22 protein-coding genes are annotated in these 20,544 nt (G+C 68.2%); 14 read left to right on the top strand and 8 right to left on the bottom strand.

Annotation, left to right across the window (positions count from 1 at the left end):
- Window positions 1-371: 371 nt before the first annotated feature.
- The gene (locus tag AC1ROD_RS18270) at window positions 372-1,484 is read right to left on the bottom strand and encodes a CaiB/BaiF CoA transferase family protein (RefSeq protein ID WP_492949684.1); all 1,113 of its coding nucleotides are present in this window, start codon (window positions 1,482-1,484) and stop codon (window positions 372-374) included.
- Between the two features lie 183 nt (window positions 1,485-1,667).
- Here AC1ROD_RS18270 and AC1ROD_RS18275 point away from each other — a divergent pair, with 183 nt between their 5' ends.
- The 5 genes from AC1ROD_RS18275 to AC1ROD_RS18295 all read left to right on the top strand — a co-directional run bounded on the left by AC1ROD_RS18275 (window position 1,668) and on the right by AC1ROD_RS18295 (window position 5,039).
- Complete coding sequence (locus AC1ROD_RS18275; RefSeq protein ID WP_207870085.1) at window positions 1,668-2,087, top strand: Hsp20 family protein; 420 nt, start codon at window positions 1,668-1,670, stop codon at window positions 2,085-2,087.
- A gap of 83 nt (window positions 2,088-2,170) precedes the next feature.
- The gene (locus AC1ROD_RS18280; protein WP_207870084.1) at window positions 2,171-2,431 is read left to right on the top strand and encodes a DUF1150 family protein; all 261 of its coding nucleotides are present in this window, start codon (window positions 2,171-2,173) and stop codon (window positions 2,429-2,431) included.
- Window positions 2,432-2,556: 125 nt separating this feature from the next.
- Window positions 2,557-3,231, top strand: a complete 675-nt coding sequence (locus tag AC1ROD_RS18285) for a nucleoside/nucleotide kinase family protein (RefSeq protein WP_492949685.1) — start codon at window positions 2,557-2,559, stop codon at window positions 3,229-3,231.
- Window positions 3,224-4,432: a BaiN/RdsA family NAD(P)/FAD-dependent oxidoreductase gene (locus tag AC1ROD_RS18290; protein ID WP_492949686.1), complete on the top strand. Its 1,209-nt coding sequence runs from the start codon at window positions 3,224-3,226 to the stop codon at window positions 4,430-4,432. Before AC1ROD_RS18285 ends, AC1ROD_RS18290 begins: the two co-directional genes overlap by 8 nt.
- 262 nt (window positions 4,433-4,694) lie before the next feature.
- Complete coding sequence (locus AC1ROD_RS18295) at window positions 4,695-5,039, top strand: TFIIB-type zinc ribbon-containing protein (protein ID WP_492949687.1); 345 nt, start codon at window positions 4,695-4,697, stop codon at window positions 5,037-5,039.
- 9 nt (window positions 5,040-5,048) lie between these two features.
- Here AC1ROD_RS18295 and AC1ROD_RS18300 read toward each other — a convergent pair whose 3' ends face one another.
- Complete coding sequence (locus tag AC1ROD_RS18300; protein WP_492949688.1) at window positions 5,049-6,758, bottom strand: hypothetical protein; 1,710 nt, start codon at window positions 6,756-6,758, stop codon at window positions 5,049-5,051.
- 165 nt (window positions 6,759-6,923) lie between these two features.
- Between AC1ROD_RS18300 and chvI the strand changes: the two genes are divergently transcribed.
- From chvI to AC1ROD_RS18335, 7 genes are all read left to right on the top strand, one after another.
- Window positions 6,924-7,628 carry a two-component response regulator ChvI gene (chvI, locus tag AC1ROD_RS18305; protein ID WP_492949689.1) on the top strand — a complete coding sequence of 235 codons (705 nt, stop codon included), beginning with the start codon at window positions 6,924-6,926 and terminating at the stop codon, window positions 7,626-7,628.
- Window positions 7,597-9,234 carry a two-component sensor histidine kinase ChvG gene (gene chvG, locus AC1ROD_RS18310; RefSeq protein ID WP_492949690.1) on the top strand — a complete coding sequence of 546 codons (1,638 nt, stop codon included), beginning with the start codon at window positions 7,597-7,599 and terminating at the stop codon, window positions 9,232-9,234. The genes chvI and chvG overlap by 32 nt, the downstream gene beginning before the upstream one ends.
- A gap of 9 nt (window positions 9,235-9,243) precedes the next feature.
- A complete protein-coding gene (locus AC1ROD_RS18315) occupies window positions 9,244-9,720 on the top strand; it encodes an HPr kinase/phosphorylase (RefSeq protein ID WP_492949691.1) in 477 nt (158 codons plus the stop codon).
- Window positions 9,721-9,830: 110 nt separating this feature from the next.
- Entirely contained in the window at window positions 9,831-10,235 is a 405-nt protein-coding gene (locus AC1ROD_RS18320) for a PTS sugar transporter subunit IIA (protein WP_207870070.1), read from the top strand.
- Window positions 10,236-10,245: 10 nt separating this feature from the next.
- Window positions 10,246-10,521, top strand: coding sequence for an HPr family phosphocarrier protein (locus AC1ROD_RS18325; RefSeq protein ID WP_492949692.1), 276 nt, complete (start codon window positions 10,246-10,248; stop codon window positions 10,519-10,521).
- Window positions 10,522-10,581: 60 nt separating this feature from the next.
- Window positions 10,582-11,370, top strand: coding sequence for a cytochrome b/b6 domain-containing protein (locus AC1ROD_RS18330; protein WP_492949693.1), 789 nt, complete (start codon window positions 10,582-10,584; stop codon window positions 11,368-11,370).
- Window positions 11,363-12,127 carry a molybdopterin-dependent oxidoreductase gene (locus AC1ROD_RS18335; protein ID WP_492949694.1) on the top strand — a complete coding sequence of 255 codons (765 nt, stop codon included), beginning with the start codon at window positions 11,363-11,365 and terminating at the stop codon, window positions 12,125-12,127. The genes AC1ROD_RS18330 and AC1ROD_RS18335 overlap by 8 nt, the downstream gene beginning before the upstream one ends.
- Here the strand turns inward: AC1ROD_RS18335 and AC1ROD_RS18340 are convergent.
- The 3 genes from AC1ROD_RS18340 to AC1ROD_RS18350 form a co-directional block, all read right to left on the bottom strand.
- Window positions 12,124-13,149 (bottom strand): oxidoreductase, encoded by a 1,026-nt coding sequence (locus AC1ROD_RS18340; protein ID WP_492949695.1) that lies wholly within the window; start codon window positions 13,147-13,149, stop codon window positions 12,124-12,126. The two genes, AC1ROD_RS18335 and AC1ROD_RS18340, sit on opposite strands and share 4 nt — an antisense overlap.
- A gap of 178 nt (window positions 13,150-13,327) precedes the next feature.
- Window positions 13,328-14,374: a ribonucleotide-diphosphate reductase subunit beta gene (locus tag AC1ROD_RS18345; protein ID WP_492949696.1), complete on the bottom strand. Its 1,047-nt coding sequence runs from the start codon at window positions 14,372-14,374 to the stop codon at window positions 13,328-13,330.
- 233 nt (window positions 14,375-14,607) lie between these two features.
- On the bottom strand, window positions 14,608-15,165 hold the full coding sequence (locus tag AC1ROD_RS18350) for a hypothetical protein (protein WP_492949697.1): 558 nt from the start codon (window positions 15,163-15,165) through the stop codon (window positions 14,608-14,610).
- Between the two features lie 169 nt (window positions 15,166-15,334).
- On the opposite strand from AC1ROD_RS18350, the gene AC1ROD_RS18355 reads away from it, so the two are divergent.
- The gene (locus AC1ROD_RS18355; protein WP_492949698.1) at window positions 15,335-16,003 is read left to right on the top strand and encodes a glutathione S-transferase family protein; all 669 of its coding nucleotides are present in this window, start codon (window positions 15,335-15,337) and stop codon (window positions 16,001-16,003) included.
- Here the strand turns inward: AC1ROD_RS18355 and AC1ROD_RS18360 are convergent.
- The 3 genes from AC1ROD_RS18360 to AC1ROD_RS18370 form a co-directional block, all read right to left on the bottom strand.
- The gene (locus tag AC1ROD_RS18360) at window positions 16,000-16,446 is read right to left on the bottom strand and encodes a hypothetical protein (RefSeq protein WP_492949699.1); all 447 of its coding nucleotides are present in this window, start codon (window positions 16,444-16,446) and stop codon (window positions 16,000-16,002) included. The two genes, AC1ROD_RS18355 and AC1ROD_RS18360, sit on opposite strands and share 4 nt — an antisense overlap.
- Before the next feature lie 453 nt (window positions 16,447-16,899).
- Window positions 16,900-19,056 (bottom strand): response regulator, encoded by a 2,157-nt coding sequence (locus AC1ROD_RS18365; RefSeq protein ID WP_492949700.1) that lies wholly within the window; start codon window positions 19,054-19,056, stop codon window positions 16,900-16,902.
- Between the two features lie 110 nt (window positions 19,057-19,166).
- Entirely contained in the window at window positions 19,167-20,135 is a 969-nt protein-coding gene (locus AC1ROD_RS18370) for a class 1 fructose-bisphosphatase (RefSeq protein ID WP_492949701.1), read from the bottom strand.
- A 222-nt stretch (window positions 20,136-20,357) separates the two neighbouring features.
- On the opposite strand from AC1ROD_RS18370, the gene AC1ROD_RS18375 reads away from it, so the two are divergent.
- Window positions 20,358-20,543 carry a hypothetical protein gene (locus tag AC1ROD_RS18375; RefSeq protein WP_492949702.1) on the top strand — a complete coding sequence of 62 codons (186 nt, stop codon included), beginning with the start codon at window positions 20,358-20,360 and terminating at the stop codon, window positions 20,541-20,543.
- The last annotated feature ends 1 nt before the right edge of the window (window position 20,544 follow it).

The raw sequence follows: 20,544 nt of genomic DNA on the forward strand, positions 1-20,544 counted from the left end.
GTGGTGGTCTCTAACCACCGCAAGAACACCGCCGCCTGCGTTTCTCTTTCCAAATCAACAATGTCAAAGACCCGAGAACCACCGAAGCGGCCCAATCGTTTAGCGCCCGATCTCGGCGGAGGCGGCGATTTAGTCCTTCAAGATCAGCCTTGCAAGCCTTTTCTTGAAAAACTTTCGTTCCTCAATCCCGCCCCTCAAACAACAGCCTGTCAACCGGTCCCGAGACTTGCTCGGGAACGGCGTCGGGGGCCGTTCGCTGGGCGGGAGGGGCTATCTAGGGAAACCCCCGGAACGGGTCAACCGCAATCTTCGAGGTTTCAGAAGATCGCCTGTGCGCAGCTCTGTGGACAGACCGCTCCGGGCCCGCAGGCTCAGGCTTTCCAGCGCGCCAGCAATTCGTCGAAAGCCCGTTCGCCGGCCGTTTCGGTGCGAATATCGGCCGGAAGGTCCGAGAATCGCGGCGCCGGCGCGGGCTGGGTCACGCCCCCCGTCTCCACATAGGTGGCCCGGGCGACGTTGTGCGGATGGGCCGTGGCTTCGGTGAAGCTCAACACCGGCGAGACGCAGGCGTCGGTTCCCACGAAGACCGCCTCCCAGTCATTACGGCTCCGGGTCGCGAAGGCGGCGGCGAAGACGGCTTCCATATCTCCCCAGCCGGAGGGGTCATACTGGCTGAACCGGTCCGCCGGGATCCCGAGGCCGGCCAGCAGGGCGGCGAAGAACTGCGGCTCCAGGGCGCCGACCGCCACATACTGTCCGTCAGCGCAGGCGTAGCAGCGATAGAAGGGTTTGGACCCGTCCAGCAGGTTCGTCCCCCGCGCCTCGCTCCACATTCCCTGCGCCGCCAGGCCATGGAACATGGCGGTCAGGGCGGCGACGCCGTCGGTCATGGCCACATCGACGACCTGACCCCGGCCCGTCGTGCGCGCCCCTATAATGGCGGCCAGCAGTCCGGCGACGGCGAACATGGCCCCGCCGCCATAGTCCCCTACCAGATTGAGCGGCACGGGCGGCGGCGCATCGGCGCCCCCCATGGCGTGAAGCGCTCCGGTCAGGGCGATATAGTTGATGTCGTGGCCGGCCCGGTCGGCAAGAGGCCCTGTCTGACCCCAGCCGGTCATGCGCGCATAGACCAGACGCGGATTGCGCGCCCGGCAGATCTCGGGGCCCAGACCCAGCCGCTCCATCACCCCCGGCCGGAAGCCCTCGATCACCGCATCGGCGCGGTCGATCAGCTGCAGGACCTGTTCGATATCTTCGGGCGACTTCAGGTCGACACTGATGTGCGGCCGCCCCCGATTCAGGACCGCGCCGCCGACCTCGGCCCAGGCGGCGCCCGAGCGCCGGGCCAGCCGCACCACCTCGGCGCCCATGTCGGCCAGGATCATCGCGGCCAGAGGCACGGGGCCGATGGCGTCGAACTCTATAATGCGCACCCCCGCGAGGGGGCCGGCCTTCGACGCGGGCGCGGGGCTGTCGGTCATAGAATCCTCTCGGCGAGTCCTCGGCCGGTTGTGAGGCGCAGCTCCCGGGGCGTCAACGAAGCCGCCCTCACCCATCGACTGACGCTTGATACGGACGAAAACGGCGCCATATCGGAGAGACCGCCGGTCCTCGCCGCTCACGGGAGGGTCCGGTTCCACAGTCGCTTGTTTGAGGACTGACCGATGACGACGCGTACCATCCTGTTCGACAGCCCCTTTCTTCTGGGCTTCGACCAGACCCGCGCCTTGATCGACCGCGCCGCCAAGGCCGCGGCCGAGAGCTATCCGCCTTATAATGTGGAGCAACGGGGCGACAACGAGGTGCGGATCACCCTGGCGGTGGCCGGCTTCACCCCCGACGACCTGACCATCACCCTCGAAGGCCGCCAGCTGACCATCGCCGGCAAGCGCGAGGACGCGGGCAAGGTCGATCAGGCCTTCCTGCATCGCGGCATCGCGGCGCGCGGCTTCGTGCGCAGCTTTGTCCTGGCCGATGGTCTGGAGGTCGAGGACGCCTCACTGGAGCACGGCCTGCTGCACGTCGATCTGGTCCGCCCCGACGACGCCAAGGTCGTTCAGCGCATTCCCATCCGCGCGGGCTGAGTCCAGACGCGCATTTTCCGGCGTGAAAACAGCGCCGAACCGTCCGCTCCCCCGGGCGTTACAGTTTTGAAGGAGGCGGTCAGATGACGCCGACGATGATTATGACCAAGGAAGCTTTCGCCGGTCTGGGCGCCCCGGACCTCGTCTATGTGCGCGAGATCAGCGCCGCCGACGTGATGGGCGACGCCAAGATCGAGGATGCGCGCGGCCTCGAGATCGATCCCGAACAGACCCTCTATGCGGTGCATAGCGCCAATGGCGAACGCCTGGCCGTGATGCTGGACCGCGAGACCGCCTTCGCCGCCGCCGTGGCGCACGAACTGGCGCCCGTTTCCGTTCACTGACCTGAGTGTCGCTAAAGCCAGGCTCGCGGAGCCTTGCTGCTTGAGCGACGAGGTCTCGACCTCTCCACAGCCTCTGACCTATGGCACGGTTGCCGATCCGCGCCCCGGCGGCTAACCGTCCGGGCATGATTATGGTTGCGATCGAAGGCATTGACGGTTCCGGCAAGGGGACCGCGACGCGGGCTGTCTGCGCGCTTCTGGAAGAGGCGGGGCTGACGGTCGCGACCCAGAGCTTCCCCAACTACGGCAAGACCGCCGCCGCCCATGCGGTCCAGGCGGTGCTGAACGGCGAGGTGAAGGTCGATTCAGCCTATTATCTCGCCAGCCTGTTCTCGCTGGATCGGGCCGAGACCTTCCTGACCTCGGCCATGCCCGAGGTCGATGTGGTGGTGTTCGACCGCTATGTCCTGTCCAACGCCGCCTTCCAGATGGTGCGTCTGCCCGAGGGCGAGCGCGACGCCTTCCTGACCTGGCTGTTCGACTATGAGTACGGACGGCTGGGCGTGCCCAAGCCCGACCTCAACATCCTGATGCGGATCGACCCCGAGATCGCGGCCCAGTGGGTGGCGAAGAAGGCGGCCCGCTCCTACACCTCGGCGACGCGTGACGCCTTCGAGGCCGACGACACCTATCAGCAGCGGGTCTCCGACGCCTATTCCAGCATCGCCACGCGTCAGGTGAACGGCCCCTGGGCCATCGTCGAAGTCGCCGACGCCGACGGCATGAAGACGCCCGAGGCCATCGCCGCCGAATGTTTCGCCCTGATCCGTCAGGCCATGGACGCCAAGGCAGGTGGCTGAGACCGTTGACGTCCTGATCGTCGGGGCGGGGGCGGCAGGGCTGATGTGCGCCATCGAGGCCGGGCGGCGGGGACGCCGGGTTCTGGTCGTCGATCACGCCCGGGCGCCGGGCGAAAAGATCCGCATCTCGGGCGGCGGCCGCTGCAACTTCACCAACACCGGGACCACGGTCGCCAACTTCCTCGGCGAGAACCCGCGTTTCGCCGCCTCGGCCCTGAAGCGCTACAGCCAGCACGACTTCATCAAGCGCGTCGATCAGGCGGGCATCGCCTGGCATGAGAAGACGCTCGGGCAGCTGTTTTGCGACGACAGCGCCAAACAGATCATCCGCATGCTGGTCGACGACCTGCGCGCGGCGGGGGCGACGCTGAAGCTCAACACCGGCGTCGATGCGGTCACGCGGTCCGGCGACGGCTTCGAGGCCCGGCTGTCGGATGGGTCCGTTATCCGCGCGGCCTCTCTGGTCGTGGCGACCGGCGGCAAGTCGATCCCCAAGATGGGGGCGACCGGCTGGGCCTATGATGTGGCGCGCCAGTTCGGCCTGCGGGTCACCGAGACCCGCCCCGCCCTCGTGCCCCTGACCTTCGAGACGGGACTGCTGGAACAGTTGCTGCCGCTGGCCGGGGTCGCGGTCGACGCCGTGGTCTCGGCGGAGAAGAAGGACGCGCCCGCCTTTACCGAGGCCATGCTGTTCACCCACCGGGGGCTGAGCGGCCCGGCCATCCTGCAGATCAGCTCCTACTGGCGTGAGGGCGAGGCCGTCCGGGTGGACATGGCCCCCGGCGTCAAGGTGTTCGAGGCGCTGAAGGCCGCCAAGGAGGCCAACGGCAAACAGGCGCTGGCGACCGCGCTCGGCCACATCATCCCGCGCCGGCTGGCCGATTCGATCCTGCAGCGCGAAGGCCTGCAAACGCCGGGCCGGGAGGGCAAGCTGGCCGAGTTGGGCAATGCCAGGCTTCAGGCCCTCGGGGCCGCCGTGAACGGCTGGACCGTCAAGCCGGTCGGCTCGGAAGGCTATCGCACCGCCGAGGTGACTTTGGGCGGGATCGACACCGCCGCCCTGGACCAGCAGTCCATGGCCGCCACCACTGTCCCGGGCCTGTTCTTCATCGGCGAGGCAGTGGACATCACCGGCTGGCTGGGCGGCTATAATTTCCAGTGGGCCTGGTCGTCAGGCTGGGTCGCGGGCCAGAACTGCTGAATCCCTGCCTGCGACCTCCCGCCGCGCGACCTCTCGCCGGATTGGCGGGCTGATCCCGGCTTCCTAACTTTCAGATGCGGGACGGGCCCCTCTGGCGTCGTCTTCCGGATCGATCACGCCCACGGCTGTCCCCCCAGTGCGTTGCGCGGATCCGGAAGCGGACGCGATGTCGGACCGCATCGGGCGCGCCCGGCGGATGCTTGTCCCCCATGGCTTGATCTTTCGCCGGGCGTCCCGAACCCCGTTCACAAGAGGACCGACGATGCCCCTGCTGATGTGCCCCAATGATTCATCCGCCATGCAGACCATGGAGCGCTCCGGCGTCCAGTTCGACATGTGCCCCAGCTGCCGGGGCGTGTGGCTGGATCGCGGAGAGCTGGAGAAGCTGATGGAGGCCGCGACCGCGGACGGTCGCGCCGCGGCGCCGGCCCAGCCCGCCTATGCCCCGCCCCCTCAGCAGCCCACCCAGCCCTGGGGTGGCGGCGGATCCGGATATCGTGACGACCACAGGCGCGATGATCACCGACGCGACGACCGCTATCGCCACGACGACCGCGACCACTACAGGAAGAAGAAGCGCGACAGCATCTTCGACATCTTCGACTGAGGTCGCGTCCTAGGCGGCAAGCCCCGCCGACTTCATCAGCCCCTTGAGCTCGCCCAGCGCTTCCGGGGCGGCGCCGAGGGCCACACGGGTGTCCGGCGCCCGGAACAGGCGGATGGCCTCGGCCTTGGCCCGGTCGGCGGCGGGGCCGAAGGGCGCCGTCTCACCGGCCGCGAGCCGCAGCAGGGCCGCCAGCTTCTGCGGGGCGGGCGCCGCGGCGCGAGCCAGCTGGGCCGCCAGCTTCGTCTCGCCCTCGACCACGCCGCCGACCTCGCCGATGGCGGTGCAGATCTGGATCTCGTCGTGTTCGGCCAGGGCGCTGGCCCGCACCGAGCGTTGCAGGCCCGCCAGGACATGCAGCTTCTGGGTCGGTCGCACGCTCGAGGCGCGCATCTCGGTCTCGAACCGCAGCGAGGTCACGCAGGCCACCAACCAGCGCGCCGCCGAACGCTTGTTGGCCGCCCCCGTGACGTTCTCGCACAGCCGCGTCAGGGTCTCGGCCTCGCACAGCACGGTTTCGCACAGGCTGACATAGGCGCCGACGAAATCGGCGGTGACCAGGCTCTTGGAGCGTTCGATGAAAGCGTTCTGGACCTCGTCCATCGTCAACAGACGCCCCGCGGTCGCGGTCAGGGACATGGCTAGGGTGCGCAGGATGTCGATCTCACCGACAGGGTCGGTCGGGCGCAGGCGACGCGGCCCCATCAGCTCGCGCAACACCATCCGCGCCAGTGAGGCGGCCAGGATCGGGAATTCGCCGGCCGCCAGATGCTCGCCCAGCCGGGCGGCGGGGCCGTCGACGATGGGCATCAGCAGGGACAGGCGCGCGTCGGCCCGGACCAGGGCGTCGATCTCCCGCGGCGCCACCATGCGCACGATGGCGGCCATGCTGCCGCCTTGGTCCAGCGACGGACCAAGGATTTCGGCGAGGTTGGCCCGGCTGGCGAACAGCTCGCACAGGATCTGTTCAAGGCCGACCAGAACCAGGGCGCGCGGCGGTCCCGACGGCGGCGCCCGATCGGCCAGATCCATCAGGGCGCCGAGCCGCGCCCGCGCGCCCTTGACCCCGACCAGGGCGCCGCAGATCACGCCGCCGATGATGAAGGCCCGGTCCGGCGCGCCCGAAATCCGGTGCGCGATGTCGGCCAGGGAATGGTCGGCAAGGTTGGAGAACAGATTGCGGCGGCCTGCGGTGATGACCCGCTCCATCGCCTGTCCGGTGAGCTTCTGGTAGTGGCGGATCAGGTCGTGCGTGGCCATGCCGTTGGCCTGGGCCTCGGGAATGGCGATCTTCTGCAGGGCGTGCTGGACCTCGACGCCCGAGGCTTCCAGCTTCTCGACCAGATCCGGCCGGTGCAGCAGCTCATAGGGCGTAGCCCCGTTGCGCGTCAGCCAGTCCTCCAGCACCCGCCCGACCAGTTCGCGCGCATGCGGCGTATAGAGGTCGCCCGGCTGTTTGCAGGCCGGACCGGTGTCGATTTCCGCGACCTTCTTCTTGGGCGGCTCGGCCGCGCCCCGGGTCATCAGGACGACGGTGTTGAACTCCATCGTGTCCGGATCGAGGGTCTCCTTGGTGACCTTGACCGCCACCGCCTGACGGTCGCGCATCAGATCCTCAGCGGTGTCGATCGCGTTCTTGCGGTCCTCGGTCGCCATGGACAGGGTCCAGGGCGAGGGCGCCGTCTTGCGGATATAGATCTCGTAATGGACAGGTCCGGCCATTCCGCCATCCTCGCACAGAGGCTTTAAGGCGAGGTTGCGCCCCTAAACGCTTGGTTCCGATGGCCTGTGGCCGTAATGTCACCGCGATTACAGTCGAACGGTTACGCTTGAAGTGCGTTGATCGGGTCGAACCGATTGAACGCCCACGATTTGAGGAGGCCTCGCTTGGCCAATATCACCCTGGTCGATGACGACGAGAACATCGTCGCCTCCGTGTCCCTGGCGCTCGAAAGCCACGGCCACAAGATCACGGCCTATCACGACGGGGCTACCGGCCTTGAGGCCCTGGAAAACACCCCGCCCGATCTCGCTATCCTGGATGTGAAGATGCCGCGAATGGACGGGATGGAAGTCCTGCGTCGCCTGCGACAGACCTCGCAGATCCCGGTCATCATGCTCACGTCCAAGGACGAGGAGATCGACGAGATCCTCGGCTTCAACCTCGGCGCCGACGACTACATCCACAAGCCGTTCAGCCAGCGTCTGCTGATCGAGCGGGTCAAGGCCCTGCTGCGCCGCACCGGCGCCGACGGCGGCGAGCCCGAGCCCTCGGCCGAGATTTCCGGCAAGGCCATCCGCCGCGGCAAGCTGGTCATGGACCCGGCCCGTCACGAGAGCACCTGGGACGGCAAGCCGGTCAAGCTGACGGTCACCGAATTCCTGCTGCTTCAGGCCCTGGCCCAGCGCCCGGGCTTCGTGAAGAGCCGCGACAACCTGATGGACGCCGCCTACGACGATCAGGTCTATGTCGACGACCGCACCATCGACAGCCACGTCAAGCGGATGCGCAAGAAGTTCCGCGTGGTCGACAACGAGTTCGACGCCATCGAGACCCTGTATGGCGTCGGATATCGATACCGCGAGAGCTGAAACCGGTCGGGAGCCCGACGAGGCCGCGCCCCGCCGCCTGAAACGCTTCGGCGGATCGCGGCTGGGCGGGCTGATTCTCGTCCTGAACCTGCTCAGCCTGCTGATCCTGTTCGGCGGCGCCCTGCTGCTCAACGAATGGCGGCGCGGCCTGGTGGAGGCGCGCGAGGAAACCCTGATCGCCCAGGCCGAGCTTCTGGCCAATGTGCTGGCGGACAAGGAATATACGGTCGGGGAGCCGATCCCCCAGTTCAACATCGAGAAGACCCCGGGCCTGCTGCGGGACATCTTCATTCCCGAAGGCCAGAGGGCGCGCCTCTACGACGCCGACGGCCTGCTGTTCCTCGACAGCTACACGGTGACCGAGACCATCCCCGGCGCGCCCCTGCCCCCGGCCCGGCCGGCCGGGACGCCCGCGCCCGATACAGCCAAGGCCGATCAGCGCAACGCCGCCACGGTCCGCAAGGCCGAAGCCGCCCTCACCGCCGAGGTCGAGCGCGCCCTGAAGGGCGAACCCCAGGCCGAGGTGCGCCTGTCGGAAACCGGGGACCGTGTCGTCTCGGTCTCCATCCCTGTTCGCCACGTGCAAAAGATTCTGGGCGTCCTGACGCTGGAGGCCGGCGACGTCGACGAGATTCTGGGGGCCCAGCGCCGGGCCCTGACGCCCTTCGCCCTGGTGGCCCTGGCGGTGAACCTGCTGGCGTCGCTGTTGCTGCACCTGTTCGTGGCCCGGCCGGTGATGCGGCTCTCGGCCGCTGCCGACGAGGTCAAACAGGGCCGCGCCCGCGCCATCTCCCTGCCCGACCTCGAGGGCCGCAAGGACGAGATCGGCGACCTGGCCCGCTCGCTGGAGAGCATGACCGAGACCCTTTCGGACCGGATGGACGCCATCGAGGCCTTCGCCGCCGACGTCTCGCACGAGATCAAGAACCCCCTGACCTCGATCCGCTCGGCGCTCGAAACTCTCGATCTGGTCAAGGACCAGAGCCAGCGCGACCGGCTGACCGCCCTGCTGCAGGCCGACGTCAAACGGCTGGACCGGCTGATCACCGACATCTCCAACGCCTCGCGGCTCGACGCCGAACTGTCGCGCGACCGTCCGCGGCCGATCGACCTCAACGTCCTGATCGGCGACATCGTCGGCATCTACGAGACCACCGCCAAGCCTGGCGAGGCGAGCGTGGTCCTGACCCCGGGGACCGGCGACACCCGGGTGCTGGGCCGCGACGGGCCGCTGGGGCAGGTGTTCCGCAACCTGATCGACAACGCCCGCTCGTTCAGTCCGACGGGCGGCGAGGTCCGCGTCGAACTGCACAGGAACGAGGCCGATCCGACCCGGGCGCTCAGCGTGACCGTCGACGACGACGGTCCCGGCATCCCGCCCGACAACCTCGAGACCGTGTTCGAACGCTTCTACACCTCCCGGCCCAAGGGCACGGTCTTCGGGGCGAACTCCGGCCTGGGCCTGTCGATCGTGCGCCAGATCGTCGAGGCCCACGGCGGCCGCGTCACCGCCGAGAACCGCCTCGCCGCCGACGGCTCGGTCGCCGGCGCCCGCTTCCGGGTCGATCTGCCGACCACCCATCTGGCTGTCATCCGGCGCGGCTAAGGTCTTTCCATGACCTCCCCCCAAACTGGCCCCATCCACGCCACGGCCGTCGCCCGCTTCGGCCCCCTTTCCGGTGCGGGTGGGGGCTGGAGCGGGGTCCTGCTGACCGGGCCCTCGGGCTCGGGCAAGAGCGACCTCGCCCTGCGGTTGATCGGTCTCGGCTGGCGGCTGGTCGCCGACGATTATTGCGAGGTCTGGGCCTCGGGCGGCGCGGTCTGGGCCAGGGCGCCCGAGCGCATCGCCGGTCGGATCGAGGCCCGGGGGCTGGGCATCGTCCCCTCGTCCGCACGCCCCCTCGCCCGGATCGCCCTGGTGGTCCGCTGCGGGCCCGAGCCGGTCGAACGCCTGCCCCTGCCGGAGACCACGACCGTTTGCGGCCTGACCCTGCCCCGCCTGGTTCTGGACACCCGCCCGGTGTCCGCCGCCAACACCGTGGAGGCGGCCCTGAAGGCCACACTCGCGGGGCTTGATGTCGCACCGCTTTAAACCGGCGCCGGTTTCCTCTATCTAGGCCCGCTTGCGGTCCGGTCGGGGCTCCCTTCCCGGCGGACAGACGCGAGACTTGCGGCCGGGGGGCGTAGTTTGGTGAAGCCTTCATGATCGGGCTGGTGATCGTCACCCACGGAGGGCTCGCCTCCGAATTCCTGGCGGCCATGGAGCATGTCGTAGGCCCTCAACGGGGCGTCGCGGCCATCTGCATCGGCCCCGAAGACGACATGGAGCGCCGCCGGCGCGACATCGTCGACGCGGCCGCCGCCGTCGATGACGGCTCGGGCGTCATCCTGCTGACCGATATGTTCGGCGGCACCCCGTCCAACCTCGCCATCTCGGTGATGGAACAGACCCACGCCGAGGTCATCGCCGGACTGAACCTGCCAATGCTGATCAAGCTGGCCAGCGTGCGCGGGCGCGAGACGCTGGAAGCTTGCGTCGCTCACGCCCAGGACGCCGGACGCAAATACATCTCGGTCGCCTCCTGGGTTCTGGCGGGCGAGAAATAGGGATCCCTGCATGCCCACATCCTCGGCCACCGCGAACATCTGCAACACCCGGGGGCTGCACGCCCGGGCCTCGGCCAAGTTCGTCAAGCTGGCCTCCAGCTTCGAATCCGAGATCCAGGTCACGCGCGACGGCACCACGGTGGACGCCCGGTCGATCATGGGCCTGCTGATGCTGGGCGCCGGCAACGGCTGCACCATCGACATCTCGGCCGAGGGCGCCGACGCCGCCGAGGCCATCGAGGCCCTGAACGAACTGGTCGCCACCCGCTTCGGGGAAGACGAATAGGGGTAACCTCCTTCGGCATCCCGGCGTAGTCTTCGAAGACGCACGGGCAGGGAGGCCTCGATGACGGATCAGACTGTCGACGACGCACCCGCCGAGGCCCCGGCCCCCGCTTCCACATCCCATGAAGACCGTCCGCTGCCGGGTGGCCGCACCGACACGTACCGGCATCCGATCTGGGTCCGCGTCGGGCACTGGATCAATGCGACGGCGGTGATCGTCCTGCTGATGAGCGGGGCCAACATCCTTCTGGCCCATCCGCATCTCTACTGGGGCCTGAAGTCGACCTTCGCCGAGCCGTGGCTGGACATCCCGACCTTCCCCGACTGGCTGCTGCTGCCTCAGGGCCGGGACCTGGCGACCGCCCGGCGCTGGCATTTCTTCTTCGCCTGGCTGTTCGTGATCAACGGCTTGGTCTGGCTGGCCTTCAGCTTCATCACCCGGCGGTTCCAGACGCGGCTCTGGCCAACGGGGCAGGACCTGAAAGGCTTCTGGCCCTCGGTGAAGGAACACGCCCGCCTGCACTTCCCCAAGGATGACGAGGCCCGGGCCTACAATGTCATCCAGAAGCTGACCTATGCGGCGATGGTGCTGGTGGTCCTGCCGATGATGCTGATCACGGGTCTGTCGATGTCGCCGGGCTTCAACGCCATCGGCGGAATCCTGCTGGAGTTGATGGGCGGGCGGCAGTCGGCGCGGACCCTGCATTTCATCTCGGCGAGCCTGATCCTCCTCTTCCTTCTGGTCCATGTGGCGCTGGTGATCTGGACGGGCCTGTTCAACAACATGCGGGCCATGATCACCGGCTGGTTCGTGATCGAGCCTTCCAATGAGGAGGCCGACCGTGAGTAATCTCAGCCGCCGCAGCTGGCTGGTCCGGGCGCTCGCCACCGCCGGAGTCATGGCCCTGTCGGCCTGCGAGCGCGGGTCGCAGTTGGGGACCCGGCTGCTGGTCTCGGCCGAGAGCCTGACGAAGGCGGCCCAACGACTGATCCTGCCCCGCGACGCCCTGGCCCCGGAGTACGAACCCAGCCAGATCTCCCGCGACTTCCGGCCCAACGGCTCCATCGACCCGGCGGCGGCCGACTATCTGGCGCTCAAGGCCAACGGCTTCGCCGACTACCGGCTGGAGATCGGCGGTCTGGTCGAGCGGCCCCTGAGCCTCTCGCTGGCCGAGCTCCGGACCCGCCCCGCCCGCACCCAGATCACCAAACACGACTGCGTCGAGGGATGGACGGCGATCGGCCAGTGGTCGGGGGCGAAGCTGTCGGCCCTGCTGGACGAGGCCGGCCTCAAGCCAGAGGCCAGATACATCGTCTTCCACTGTTTCGACGCCCTGACCCAGACCGAGGACGGGCCCCGGTACTATGAGAGCATCGACCTGATCGACGCCCGCCACCCCCAGACCATCCTCGCCTACGACATGAACGGCGAGGTCCTGGGCGTCCCGCACGGCGCGCCCCTGAGGCTGAGGGTCGAGCGGCAGCTGGGCTACAAGCACGCGAAGTACATCAGGCGGATAGAGGCGGTCACGAGCTTCGACCATATCGAGGGCGGCAAGGGCGGTTACTGGCCCGACCGCGGCTATGAATGGTACGCCGGGATCTAGAGGGCGACCTCCCGGCCTTCGCGGCTGCTGATCATGCCGGCCTCCAGCACCTCCATGACCATCAGGGCCTCCGACGGCGGGACCGGGTTGGGGCCTTCGCCGCGCACGGCCTTCGCCACGGCCGAGTAGTAGGCGGGATAGTCGCCAGCGGGGCCGGGGGCGGAGGTGCGTTCGCCCGTCTCACCCTCGACGATCGTCGGGGGAGAGGGATCGACGCCCCAGCCGGGCGCGCCCGGAGCCATGCCGGCTTTCAGCTGATCCTCCTGCGGGTCGAGGCCCGAGGTGAGGAAGCTGGCCTTCGTCCCGTGGACGGCGAAGCGGACGTCGGGGGCGGCGATCAGCATGGCGGCGTTGAGCACGACCCGCAGGCCGTCGTCATAGCGCAGCGTCGCATGGGCCCGGTCCGGCGACAGGCCGCCGTCGCGCTGGATGGCGAGGTCGCAGCTGATCGCCTGAGGGCGGCCGAACAGATTGAGGGCCTGATCGATCAGATGGGGGCCGAGGTCCTGCCAGACCCCGGCGCCGGGGGCCTCGCGCCAACGGTCGCGGACCACGGGGCGATAGCGGTCGAAATGGCTCACATAGGTGACGATGCGGCCGAGGCGGCCCGAGGCGATCCCGGCCTTGAGGGCGAGGAAGTCGGCGTCCCAGCGGCGGTTCTGGAAGACGGAGAGGAACAGGCCCTTCCGCTCGGCCAGGTCTACGACGCGGCGGGCGTCGTCGAGGCTGAGGGCGAAGGGCTTGTCGACCACCACCGCCTTGCCGGCGTTCAGCGCGGCCTGCGCCTGTTCGGCGTGGAGGGCGTCGGGGGTGGCGATGACCACCAGATCGATATCGGGGTCGGCGAGGGCCGTGGCGAGGTCGGGGACGACGCGCGCCTCGGGCCAGTCGGCATGGACGGCCTCGGGCCGGGTCGAGACGACCGTGTGGAGGCGAAGGTCGGGACAGGCCGAGATCAGCGGGCCGTGGAAGGTCTTGCCGGCGAAGCCGTAGCCGATGAGGGCGGTGTTCAAAGGGGTCATCTGCTGTCCTTTCCCCTCTCCCGGAGGGAGAGGGAGGGGCCCGACGCGGGGCGGCGGGAGGGTGAGGGGTTATGCCCTCACCTGTTCACGCTGGAGCCCCTCACCCTTTCGCGCAAGGACGACGGCCAAAGCCGCCGTGCGCTCAAGCCCTCTCCCGCAGGGAGAGGGTGAGTAAAGCCTATCCCGGAACGTGGCTCATGTCGCGGCGGGCCATCATCTTGTCGAACTCGCCCCAGACGCCGTCGGCGCCGTGCCAGCTGCCTTGCGTCGCGGCCTTGGAGTATTCGGTGGCGCGGGCTTCGAAGAAGTTGGCGTGCTCCACGCCCGACAGCAGGGACTGCAGCCAGGGCAGGGGGTTTTCCTTGATGCCGTAGAGCTCGGGCAGCTTCAGCTGGCGCAGGCGCCAGTCGGCGATGAAGCGGATGTACTGTTTGATGTCCTCGGGCGTCATGCCGTTCACCTCGCCGGCCTCGAAGGCCAGGTCGATGAATTTGTCTTCCAGACCGACCACGGTCTCGCAGCACTGGACGATGTCGTCGGCGACGGCCGGGGTGACGCAGCCCGTTTCCTTGTTGAAGGCGTGGTAGAGCTTGATGATGCCGTCGCAGTGCAGGCTTTCGTCGCGCACCGACCAGCTGACGATCTGGCCCATGCCTTTCATCTTGTTCTGGCGGGGGAAGTTCATCAGCATCGCGAACGACGCGAACAGCTGAAGCCCCTCGGTGAAGCCGCCGAACATGGCGAGCGTCCGGGCGATGTCCGCCTCGGTCTCCACCCCGAACTGGCCCATGTAGTCGTGCTTGGCCCGCATCGCCTCATATTCCATGAAGGCGCCGAACTCGCTCTCGGGCATGCCGATGGTTTCGAGCAGCAGGGCATAGGCCGCGATGTGAATGGTCTCCATGTTCGCGAACGAGGAGAGCATCATCTTGACCTCGGTCGGTTTGAACACCCGGCCGTAGCGCTCCATGTAGTTGTCCGCGACCTCGATGTCCGACTGGGTGAAGAAGCGGAAGATCTGCGTCAGCAGATTACGCTCCTTGTCGTTCAGATTGACGGCCCAGTCCTTCATGTCCTCACCGAGGGGCACTTCCTCGGGCATCCAGTGGACCTGCTGCTGCTTCTTCCACATGTCGAAGGCCCACGGATAGCGGAACGGCTTGTAGGCGGCCGAGGAGGTCAGCAGGCCGGGCGTGCCGGGCTTGATGATGGCGTGCGCGTTCATCGGGGAGGCTTTCGAACGATTCCGTGGACTGGGATTCACCATGCGGTTTGATCGCCACGGCGCCAAGACCCAAAGCGGCTATGTTGCGATCACTTTCGTACGAGACGCTATATCTAGCGTGTTTATCCAAAGGTTAAGACGATGGGCTGGGGATGGTTTGGGGACCGTCCGAACCGGAAGCTGAGCCGTTTGGCGGTCCGAAAAACACCGCCACACCGCCAAACACCGCCACTTCACTCCGTGAGTGGAACCTCTACTGCATCGTCGCCCGGCCCGAAGTCCGCCTCCATCCGGCGCAGGAAGGCGGATCGGAGATGATCGACCGGGGTGAAGACCGAACTCTCCCGATCAATCCGTTCGCCAGGGCGGTCAAGCATTTGAACGAGCCGCATCCAAACCAGCGCCTGACGCGGCGAATCGGTAGCGGCCAGCTCCGCCGCACGGCGGAAGGCGAAACGGCGGAGATCGACGGCTGACGGTTCGAACAGGAGTTGGAAGACCTCCTCGGCGCGCGCCTCCTCGATATCGCCAAGTTCGGGATGAATCTCGATGAGCTGAGCCTTGGTCAGGCCCCTGCTCCAGATCGGGGCGTCGCGCGGAGACGGAACGGAAATGTCCGCGCGTCGCCAACCCTCGATTCCGGCGCGACGCTGGAAGCTGCGCAGGGACAAGCCGTAGCGCTCGGTCACGACCGGAGCGCTGTCGCCGGCGAGATAGTCGTCGCGGGCGGCCGCCCAGATTTCGGGAGGCGTGCGGGACGCGGGTCGGGCGGGAGTGTCGGACTGGGTCATGATCCGATCATCGCCCCGCCTCCGGCCCGGTCGCGCCGAAGGGCCTTCGAAACGCGCAAACCCGGGAATTCACCGGCATTGGCGCGGCGAATTGCGCGCGTCGGCCAAATCGGCCCGGCGCCCGAACCGTCGAAACGGCGTTAGACTGGGCGCAGACAGGGAGGCGAGGATGACCGGAGAGTATGTGGTCTATGGCGCGGCCGGATCCGGCTCCATGCCGGTCGAGGCGGCGCTGACGCTGATGAAGCAGCCGTTCCGGGTCATCGAGGCGGTGACCTGGGAGAGCGACGCCGAGCGGGACAAGGTCGCGGTGGTCAATCCCATGCGGCAGATCCCGGCCCTGATGACCCCGGACGGTGAGACGCTCACCGAGAGCGCGGCCATCCTGCTGTGGCTGACCGAACGCCATCCGGAGCCGGGGCTGGCGCCCGGGCCCGGCGACGCGCGCCGGGGCCAGTTCCTGCGCTGGATGAGCTTCATCCCGGCGGCCATCTATTCGATGTACTGGGTGCGCGACGTGCCCTCGCGGCTGGTCGGGGAGGATGAGGCCGTTCAGAAGCTGATGCTGAAACGGACCTCGGAGCGGGTCGCCGACTGCTGGGCCGCGATGGAAAGCCAGATCGCGCCGACGATTGAACCGGGCGGCTTCCTCATGGGCGATCGGGTGAGCGTGCTGGACCTCTATGTCACCGCCGTCAGCCGCTGGAGCCCGCGCCGCAAACGCTTCGCCGAGGTCGCACCGAGGATGGCCGAGGTGGTGAGGCGGGTGGATGACCTGCCGGAACTGGAGGCCTTCTGGAGCGGACGCTGGCCGTTCGCCGAGGGGGAAGAGCGCTAGATCTCGTCCGTCAGGCTGAAGCCGGGCGCCTCGACGGGAGGGCGCTCGGACCGGCTGCGGAAGACCAGGTCGCGGACGCGCTCCATGCAGGCGCCGGAATTCACGTCCACCTCTGAATAGTGATCGAACTTCCGCTGGTCGGTGATCCGCATGTTCAGACAGCGTTGCGGGTCCTGCTCCGACGGGATGGCGGCAAGGTCGAAGATGACGAAGAACGACCGCGCATCGCCCAGCTGTTCCTCGATGGCGAAGGCCACCACATCCGGAGGCACGTCGCAGACAAGGTAGCGAAAGACGAAGACGCAGCCTTTCAGGGCCGGGGCCACGACCTCGGGCCGCGCGACGCTCGCCGAGGTTCCCGCCGCATGCCAACGATCCTCGAACAGGCACCCGTCGGTGCATCTCTCGTCGCGCACGGCCATGGCGAAGGTGCGCGACCCCATGTGGAATGCACCCCGGGGTCAGGAAGCTAGGCCCGCCGAAGCCCGGGTCGAATGGCGGCCATTGGGTTTCGATCGTCGCCACAGGCCCCAGGGGCGTCAGGGCGCCCGGCACGATCAGTCCGTCCGACCGCCGGACGAAACGACGGAACGCCTCCCCGCCGCCGAAGCGCGCGTCATGATCCCGATAGGCGACCTCGGCGCCGGTTCGGGCCACGGCCCGTAGTCGCGCGAGAGGTTCAGGATCGAGGAAGTCGCCCGAATCCCTGATGGCCGTCCTGTAGGTCCGGACCTGCAGCACGCCGGACGCGCCCAGATAGGTCACCGTGGTGAGCACCGGACGGGGGAGACGATTGGCCGGGTCGGGCGCGGGCGGCGAGGAACAGCCTGCCAGAATCAGCAGGGAGAGAAGCGAGACGAGCCAGACCAGCGCCGATGCCCGCTCGAGCCGCAGCATCAGGCCGCTTCGGCTTCCTCAGCCGTCGCAGGCTCCGCGCGGTCGCCGGACAGCAGCCGCTCCATCGCCGCATAGAGGGCGTGGTGGGAGATGGGCTTTGGCAGGTGGTCGTCCATGCCGGCGGCGAGGCAGCGGGCGGCGTCCTCGGGCATGGCGTCGGCGGTGACGGCCAGGATCGGCACGGTGTTGCCAGCGGCGCGGATGGCGCGGGTGGCGGCCAGACCGTCGACGCGCGGCATGCGGACATCCATCAGGATCAGGTCGAAATCCTGGGTCGCGGCCATGGCGATGGCCTCGTCGCCGTCGCAGGCCTCGGCCGTCTCGCAGCCGACGGCGGCCAGCATCAGACGGGCGACCTCGCGGTTGGCCGGGTGATCGTCGACGACCAGGATGCGGGGGGCGGCGGCGGGATAGTCGTCGTCCTCGGCGATTTCCGCCGGGGCGGGCGTAGCGCGCGTCTGCGTCTGGGCGGCGGCGCCTTCGACCGGTTCCAGCGGCAGGCGCAGGGTGAAGGTGGCGCCGTCGCCGAGGCGGCTGTCGACCACGACCGAACCGCCCATCAGGGCCGCATGACGCTGGACCAGGCTCAGGCCGATGCCGGCGCCGATATGGGTGCGGCTGATGGAATCGTCGCCCTGGACGAAGGCTTCGAACAGGCGGTCGGCGCCGGCCGTGTCGAGGCCGCAGCCGCTGTCGGTGACGGCGATCAGGACTTCGCCGTCGATCCGGTCGGCCAAGATGGAGACGGTCCCGCGCTCGGTGAATTTGACCGCATTGGAGATCAGGTGATGCAGGGCCTGCCGCAGGCGGCGGCGGTCGCCGGTGAACATCAGGGCGGCATCGGGGCGGATGTCGACGGTCAGGCTCAGCCCCTTGTCCTCGGCCGCGATCCGGCTGGGCGCGGCGGCGACGGCGATGACGTCGGACAGGCAGAGCGGGGCGAGGGACAGGGCGTCGTCGCCGCGCGAAATCTCCAGCACATCCTCGACCAGCATCAGAAGGGCGTCGCCCGAACGCTGGATATGGCCCAGCTGGTCGACGGCCACGGGGTCGAGGTCGGGGCGGCGGATCAGGACCTCGGCATAGCCGGTGACGCTGTTCAGCGGGGTGCGCATCTCATGGCTCATCAGGGCCAGGAAGCGGGACTTGGCGGCGTCGGCCTCCTCGGCGCGGCGGCGGGCCTGCTGGGCGATGTCGCTGCGGCGCTCCAGACGCTGGATCAGACGGCGGCGCTCGGACATGGCGGTCGAGACCGGCAGGGCGGTGACGATCACCCCGAGCAGGAACATGTAATAGACGGTCAGCTGGCGCAGCAGGGGCGGGACGGCCTCGAGCCCCGCGATGTGCGGCAGGCGGGTCATCAGGACCGGGCCGTGGCCGGTGACGGTGGCGGCGGCGGCGATGATCGCGACCCCGACCATCGAAACGGCGACCCAGGTCGGGGCCGTGCGGAACGAGACCAGCAGCAGGAAGGGGAAGATCAGGAAGGCGGACGGCGCCGTGTTCTGGAAGAAGCAGGCGGCGGTGACGGCCAGTAGCAGGGTGACGAGGCCCGCCGTCTCGATCCGGCCCGCCGGGGCGGTGGAGCGGAAACGGTGCGACTTGGCGATCAGCAGCAGGGCCGGCGCCACCAGCAGCAGGCCCAGGGTCTCCATGTCGAAGAAGCGGTGCAGGGTGAACAGGAAGATCGGCAGGGTGTAGTCGCGCATCGGGGCGACGACGCTGAGGATGGCGAAGGCTGACATCAGCACCGCCGGGACCACCGCCATCAGGGCGAAATTGGCCAGGCGCTTGGGCCGGCGCAGGTCGAGGGCGGCGCCGCAGACCCGGCGCGCGATCAGGGCGGCCAGGCAGGCCTCGCCCAGATTGAGCACGGCGTTCAGCCACAGGAAGGGCTGGGGATCGCCGCGCACGACGTTGCCGATGATGTTGAGAACGAAGCAGGCGGCCAGGACGCGGATCGCCTGACGTTTGTGCAACTGCAGGGCGGCGGCCAGCATGACGCCATTGGCGGGCCAGATGACCACGGCGTTGTAGGTCCGGGCGCTCCAGATGCCGACCAGCACACAGGCGGCGAACATCGCCACATAGGCCCAGGGCGGCGGCCCCGAGGCCTGCCCCGCGTCATGTCTGAACAGTCGCCAGCGACCGTGCATCCGGTCCCTCCCAACTGCGAACCTAAGGCACTGATCGCACGCAGAAGTTAAATTTCAGATGCCAACGGTGTCATTGTTCCAGTTTTGAAACACAGGACCGTGAAAGGCGGTCAGGCCGCCGCGATGGCGTCGACCTCATTGGCCGAGCCCAGGGCGACGGCGACGCGGTCGTGGAGCTTCGTCGGGACGACGTCGAGGATGGGGGTGGTGCCGTCGGTGGTGGCCTTGCCGCCGGCCCGCTCGATCAGCAGGGCCATGGGCGCGCCTTCATAGAGCAGGCGCAGCTTGCCGGGGCGGTCGGGCTCACGCTGGTCCCACGGATAGAGGAAGACGCCGCCGCGCATCAGGATGCGGTGGACGTCGGCGACCATGGCCGCGACCCAGCGCATGTTGAAATCCTTGCCGCGCGGGCCCGTCTTGCCGGCGAGGGCGGCGTCGATATAGCGCCGCACCGGCTCGGCCCAGTGGCGGCGGTTCGACATATTGATCGCGAATTCCTTCGTGTCGGCGGGCACGCGGATGTCGGGATGGGTCAGGCGCCACTGGCCCTGATCGTCGAGGGTGAAGCCCGTGACGCCTTCGTTGATGGTCAGGACCAGCATGGTCTGGGCGCCGTAGACGGCATAGCCGGCGCAGACCTGATGACGGCCGCCGATCAGGAAATCGGCCTCGGCGGGGGCGCGGCCCCCGGGCGCCGGCAGGATGGAGAAGATGGTGCCGACGGGGGCGTTAATGTCGATGTTGGACGAGCCGTCCAGCGGATCGAAGGTGACCAGATAGCCACCCTGACGGCCGGTGGGCTCGATCAGGTCCATCTCCTCGGAACCGACGGCGGCGACGGGATCGCAGGCCTTGAGCCGGTCGGTCAGCATGTCGTTGGTCATGACGTCGAGCTTCTTCTGCTCCTCGTCCTGGACGTTGACGCTGCCGGCGACGCCGAGAGCCCCCGCCAGGGCGCCCAGCGACACCACGCGGGAGATGGCCACGCACTCTTCCGCCACCGCCGCGACCACCGTCTTCAGGGCCTCGGGCGCATCCTGGCCGGCCAGCCAGTCGGAGAAGGGGGCGAAGGTCGTCATCGAGAAAGTCCGTTCTGCGTGCGGGCCGTTCCTAGCCCGGAAACGGCCGGGAGGGGAACCGTCACGGTTTCCATGGAGGCGCCCATAGCCTTGAGTGATGACAGCTGTTTACCACCCCGGGATCGCGCTCAGGTGGAACCCGGGGCGGATTGACCGGGTTTTGCAGGCGATCGGGTTCCGCCGCCGGGTCGCACAAGGAAAAGGCCGCCGCCTTTCGACGCCATGCACGAACCGCCCCTGACCGCCACACAATGCCGCGAACGCGCCCGCCGCTGTTTCGAGCGCGCCATCCGCGAGGAAAGCCTGACCGCGCGCGAAACCCTGCTGCGGCAGGGCGAGGACTGGATGCTGCGCTGGCGGACCTGGGGGGAGGACGACGGGCCGCGCGGGGTCAGCGGGTCGGCCTAGA

It is taken from the genome of Brevundimonas sp. GW821-FHT12E07 (genome assembly GCF_058807035.1).